The 3,944-nt window shown below is 63.5% G+C and carries 4 protein-coding genes and 1 pseudogene; 2 read left to right on the forward strand and 3 right to left on the reverse strand.

Annotated elements, in window-relative coordinates:
- The coding region (locus JNN06_RS07535) for an outer membrane lipoprotein carrier protein LolA (RefSeq protein WP_291238980.1) at window positions 1-522 on the forward strand (522 nt) is incomplete at its 5' end.
- An 18-nt stretch (window positions 523-540) separates the two neighbouring features.
- Here JNN06_RS07535 and JNN06_RS07540 read toward each other — a convergent pair.
- Window positions 541-1,125, reverse strand: coding sequence for a lytic transglycosylase (locus JNN06_RS07540; protein WP_291238981.1), 585 nt, complete (start codon window positions 1,123-1,125; stop codon window positions 541-543).
- Window positions 1,126-1,323: 198 nt separating this feature from the next.
- Between JNN06_RS07540 and hspQ the strand changes: the two genes are divergently transcribed.
- The gene (gene hspQ / locus JNN06_RS07545; RefSeq protein ID WP_291238982.1) at window positions 1,324-1,650 is read left to right on the forward strand and encodes a heat shock protein HspQ; all 327 of its coding nucleotides are present in this window, start codon (window positions 1,324-1,326) and stop codon (window positions 1,648-1,650) included.
- A 5-nt stretch (window positions 1,651-1,655) separates the two neighbouring features.
- Here hspQ and JNN06_RS07550 read toward each other — a convergent pair.
- Together JNN06_RS07550 and JNN06_RS07555 are read right to left on the reverse strand one after the other, a co-directional pair.
- A pseudogene (locus JNN06_RS07550) lies at window positions 1,656-3,228 on the reverse strand (gamma-glutamyltransferase family protein).
- A gap of 208 nt (window positions 3,229-3,436) precedes the next feature.
- The gene (locus tag JNN06_RS07555) at window positions 3,437-3,871 is read right to left on the reverse strand and encodes an ATP-binding protein (RefSeq protein WP_291238983.1); all 435 of its coding nucleotides are present in this window, start codon (window positions 3,869-3,871) and stop codon (window positions 3,437-3,439) included.
- Between the last annotated feature and the right edge of the window lie 73 nt (window positions 3,872-3,944).

The following is a 3,944-nucleotide window of genomic DNA, read 5'->3' on the forward strand; positions in this document are numbered from 1 at the left end:
CTTGCCGCGATTTCCAAATATCTGAACGCGCTGAAAACCGCCGAGGCGGAGTTTACGCAAGTGAATGGCGATGGCTCGATCAGCACCGGGCGCATCTTCATTCACCGGCCCAACCGGGTTCGGTTTGAATATGCGCCGCCGGATCGTAACCTCGTGCTGGCCTCGGCCGGGCAGGTGGCGGTATTTGATGGCAAATCGAACCAGCCGCCCGAGCAATACCCGCTGAAGCGCACGCCCTTGAACCTGATCCTGGGCGCCAATATCGACCTTGGCCGCGCCAAGATGGTGGTGGGGCACAAGCAGGATGGCAACAAGACGGTGGTCAGGGCGCAAGACCCGGAACACCCGGAATATGGCTCCATCGAGTTGGTGTTCACCAACAGCCCAGTCGAGCTGCGGCAATGGGTGATCCGCGATGATTCCGGCAATGAAACCACGGTCATTCTGGGCGATATGGTGAAGGGGAAGGAGTATAAGCCCTCCACCTTCACCATCGAGGCCGAAATCGCCCGCCGCAAGTAAGCCCTTGGTCCTGCGGGGTTATCTCCCGCAGGCGCTCAGCTGGCTGCGATAGGTCTCGGACCGGCTGCCCACGCGGTCGGCGACATCCACCAGCCAGGCCTTTGCATTGTAGCTGCCATTGGCAAAGCCGGTGCGGCCCTCGTGATAGGCCAGATACTGACTGCGCGCGTCGTATTTCGAGACGCCAAGACCCTTTTCAGTGCCATCCATATACCAGCCCATGAAATCGGTGGCATCCTCGATGCGGTCGCGGCGGGCGCTGCGATTGCCGGTTTCCTGCTGGTACTCCTCCCAGGTGCCATCCAGCGCCTGACTATAGCCATAGGCGGTGCTTTGGCGGCCCATCGGAATGATGCCCAGCACAAAACGATGCGGGGTTTTCGCATTGCCGATGAATTTGCTTTCCTGATGGATCGTCGCCATCTGCACATGCACCGGAATGCCCCAGCGACGTTCGGTCGCCTTCATGGCCCGGTAATATTCAGGCCGCTCGCGCAGAAGCGCACAAGCGTCGTCCAGATTGCGGGGCGCCGAGAACTTGCCGCCGCCCCCACAGGAGGCCAGCAACAGAAGAAGGATCGACGCACGGAGAAACCTGCTCATTTGCCCCTCGCGTGTCTCTTGTTATTGCTGCGCAGGATAGGGCAATTCGGCGCGCGGGGGAATGGCTGGCGCATCAGATTTGCGCGAGGTTTCGCCGAATTTGTCGAATCAGCGCACCAGACTGTTTCCCCCGAATCACCCCTGCGCTGATGGACGGCATGGCCGGAAAGCGGTAGTAAACGCTTGGGGGACGATCAAATGCTGAAAACGCAAGCCAAATACCATCTCGGGCAGGTGCTGCGGCACCGCAAGCACCCCTTTCGCGGGGTCGTGTTTGACGTGGACGCCATGTTCTCGAACACCGAGGAATGGTATGCCGCCATCCCGGAGGACAGTCGCCCCAGCCGCGATCAGCCCTTCTATCACCTGCTGGCCGAAAACGACCAAAGCTATTACGTCGCCTATGTGTCGGAGCAAAATCTGGTGCCCGACGATACGGGAGAGCCGGTCGATCACCCGGATCTGGGCGATTTGTTCGGTGATTTCGAGGACGGCATCTACCCCTTGCAGTTTCAGCTGAACTGACCCTTTCAATACCCGAGGGCGCAGCCATCCTTGCGCGGGTCAGAGGCGCCCTCCAGCACGCCATCGGCGCGGATGCGGATGGCCTGCGCGCCGCCCAAAGGCTCGTCGCTGAGGCGGGCAGGGTGGCCGAGATCTATCAAGTCTTGCACGATTTCAAGGGGATAGCCGCGCTCGATCTTGAAGCCTTCGGGGCCGCAGAAGCAGCGCGGGGCGTCAATCGCGCTTTGCAGATCCATGCCGCAATCGGTCAGATTGGTGATCAGGCGCGCATGGCCGCAGGGCTGATAGGCGCCGCCCATGACGCCAAAGGGCATGCTGGTGCGGCCGCCTTCGGCCAGCATGCCGGGGATGATGGTGTGCATCGGGCGTTTGCCGCCACCCGCCTCATTCGGGTGGCCCGGGATCAGCGAAAATCCCGCGCCGCGGTTCTGGAACAGGATGCCGAATTTCTGCGAGGCAAGGCCAGAGCCAAACCCCCAGAAAATCGAATAAATCAGCGAAACGGCCATGCGGTCGCGGTCTACGACGGTGATGTAGACGGTATCCTTGTGGATGCTTTCTGTCAGCGGAGCCGGGTCGGGCAGGGCGCGTTTCGGGTTGATCAGGGCCGCCAGCTGCGCGGCGGTTTCGGGTGACAGCATGTGGTACAGCCGCGCTGTGCCCTCGGCGATAAAGCGGTTGCGGGCGTCATAGGCCAGCTTGGCCGCCTCGGCCTCCAGATGGGCGCGGGCCGGGCCGAGGGGGGGGCAGCGCGCTGAGGTCAAAATGCTCGAGGATGTTCAGCATCAGCAGCGCCGTGGCGCCCTGTCCGTTGGGCGGATGCTCGATCAGCTCGACGCCTTGATAGGGGGCGGAGATCGGATCGGTCCATTCGGCCTTCACGCCGGCAAGATCAGCCAGATCATGCGGGCCGCCAAGGGCGCGCAGCGAGGTGATTATGTCCTCGGCCACCTCGCCCTCGTAAAACCCGGCACGACCCTCGCGGGCGATGCGGCGCCAGACCTCGGCTTGGCCGGGCGCGCGGAACATCTGGCCGATCTGTGGCACCGCCCCGTCCAGCAGGTAATCGCGCCGCGCATCGCCTTGCAGCACGGCGGCATCCTCTGCCCAGTCGGCGGCGACACGCGGCGCGACGGGAACGCCTTCCTCGGCATAGTGGATGGCGGGGGCCAGAACCTGATCCAGCGCCAGGCGCCCATGCGCGGCATGCAGGGTGCAAAACGCGTCGATCGCGCCGGGCATGGTGACCGTCTCGATGCCATGGATCGGCATCCGGGTCAGGCCCCGGGCGCGCAGCGCGGCGGCATCGAGCCCAACCGGCGCCCGGCCAGAGCCATTCATGCCGATCACCCGCTCGGACCCGGCGGGTTTGACCAGCACGAAGCAATCGCCGCCAATACCGGTCATTTGCGGCTCGCAAATGCCCAAAAGGGCAGCGCCCGCCACGGCAGCATCAGCCGCCGTGCCGCCTGCTTGCAGGATGTCGATGGCGATCTTGGCCGCAAGGGGATGGGAAGTCGCGCAAAGCCCGTTGCTGGCAAACACGGCCGAGCGGCCCGGAAGCTGGAAGTCGCGCATGATCTTTCCCCCTGTTACACCGAGACTAGGACGGGTTCGGGAATGGGGGAAGAGCCTCGGCGCCACGATCTGGGTGGGGGCATTCTTCGCGGCGCCGAGGGAAGCCTTATGCAGCTACCGGACCAGATTGTCCCGTCGATGCGGCGGCAATTCGGGCGAATTGCGGTGCTTTTGCGGCATAGTGGCCGCAGCGCGCCCAATGGCAGGATCAGGAACACATTGTTTCCGGCAGGCGGAAGCTCAGTTCGTTCATCCCGCTTTGCCGCCTGTAGCGCAGATCCTCGGTCAGGCTGCGGATCAGGAACCAGCCGAATCCCCCCTCTGGCAAATCGTCGGGATCGTGAGGGGCCAGCGTGCCCTCCGGCAAGGCGAGGCCCGGCATCGCGGCGCCGGTGTCGAGGATGCGGCACCCGATCCCGGCCGGCCCTTTCGAGACCTCGATCGTGATTTCGCCCTGCCGCTCGGCATAGGCATGTTCGACAATATTGTTCAGAACCTCTGCCAGGACGATCTCGATGCGACCCCGCAGATCGCAGCGCAGGTCACGCATGCCGGGATCGGCGAGCAATTGCGCCAGAGCCTGCCGGACCGCGAGCTGTTCGCTGGCAATCACAAGGTGGATGTCTGGGCGGATCTCGGCCATCAATGCCTCCCCGGTGAAGTCTCTGCGGTCAGCCTGCATGCCGCATGTCATCGGGCACCGCAGGGTGAATGAC

The organism is Gemmobacter sp. (genome assembly GCF_016792925.1).
In the GTDB taxonomy this organism is placed as follows: Bacteria; Pseudomonadota; Alphaproteobacteria; order Rhodobacterales; family Rhodobacteraceae; genus Gemmobacter.

What these genes read in the sequence shown, in the direction of transcription:
- JNN06_RS07540 (WP_291238981.1), bottom strand. Translation starts at nt 1,125, where the DNA reads ATGAGCAGGTTTCTCCGTGCGTCGATCCTTCTTCTGTTGCTGGCCTCC.
- hspQ (WP_291238982.1), top strand. Translation starts at nt 1,324, where the DNA reads ATGCTGAAAACGCAAGCCAAATACCATCTCGGGCAGGTGCTGCGGCAC.
- JNN06_RS07555 (WP_291238983.1), bottom strand. Translation starts at nt 3,871, where the DNA reads ATGGCCGAGATCCGCCCAGACATCCACCTTGTGATTGCCAGCGAACAG.